This window comes from Streptomyces sp. NPDC004658 (assembly GCF_040609555.1).
Lineage (GTDB): Bacteria > Actinomycetota > Actinomycetes > Streptomycetales > Streptomycetaceae > Streptomyces.
This window is the reverse complement of record NZ_JBEXKG010000450.1, coordinates 1-1,046: the sequence shown is the minus strand read 5'-3', so window position 1 is coordinate 1,046 and position 1,046 is coordinate 1. Positions and strand designations below refer to the sequence as shown.

General features: G+C 68.3%; 1 protein-coding gene. It reads left to right on the top strand.

Annotated features, from left to right (window positions below):
* Positions 1-278: 278 nt before the first annotated feature.
* Positions 279-1,046: Bax inhibitor-1/YccA family protein (locus ABZV94_RS42080; protein WP_356350462.1), on the top strand; the 768-nt coding region annotated here is incomplete at its 3' end.

Here is a 1,046-nt window from a genome sequence, read left to right as displayed (position 1 = left end):
GTCCGGGGCGACGCGGGTGCCGAAGTCCATGGTGCCGAGGATGATCTGGGGGTCTTTGGTGTCCATGCCGCCCATCCTCGGATCTGGAGCGCGCTCCAGGTCAAGCGATCGCGACGAGCGGTCCGGGAGCACGTCGTACGCGGTGCCGCCTCCGGGTGTGTCGATCTCTCCCGTCGGCCGGCGGCGGCGGAAAGATCCTCCCCTGGCACTAGGGAGTTTGTTTTGCCTACCCATTACTCTTGTTCCAAGGCCACGCTGGGTGGCCATGGAGGAGTGAGATGAGGAGCAGCAACCCGGTCTTCTCGCGACGGGGCTTCAGCCGCGACAACGGTCACGCGGGCTTCAACGCGTCACCGCAGGCCGGGGCCCCCGCAGCGGGTGCCAACCCGTACGCACAGGGCACCGCCCCGAACCCGTACGCCACCAACCCGTACGCCCAGCAGGACACCCAGTACGGCGCCCCGCAGGCGCCGGCGCGCTCCGGTGTGATGACGATCGACGACGTCGTCACCCGCACGGCGCTGACGCTGGGCACCGTCGTGCTCGGTGCCGCGCTCGCCTGGGCCCTGCTGCCGGTCGACGAGGCCAACCTGGGCAAGTCGTACGGCATCGCGATCGGCGCCGCGCTGATCGCCTTCGTGCTGTCGCTCGTCCAGTCCTTCAAGCGCACGCCCGTCCCCGCGCTGATCATCGCGTACGCCGCCTTCGAGGGTGTGTTCCTCGGGGTCATCTCCAGCGCGGTGAGCACGTACATCTCACCGGGCGTCGTGATGCAGGCCGTGCTGGGCACCATGTGTGTCTTCGCCGGTGTCCTGCTCGCGTACAAGATGCGCTGGATCCGCGTCACCCGCCGGTTCTACGGCTTCGTGATGGCCGCCGCCATGGGCTTCATGCTCCTGATGGTGGTCAACCTGCTGTTCGCCGCGTTCGGTGGCGGTGACGGCCTGGGCTTCCGCAGCGGCGGCCTCGGCATCCTCTTCGGTGTGGTCGGCATCATCCTCGGTGCGTGCTTCCTGGCTCTGGACTTCAAGCAGGTCGAGGACGGC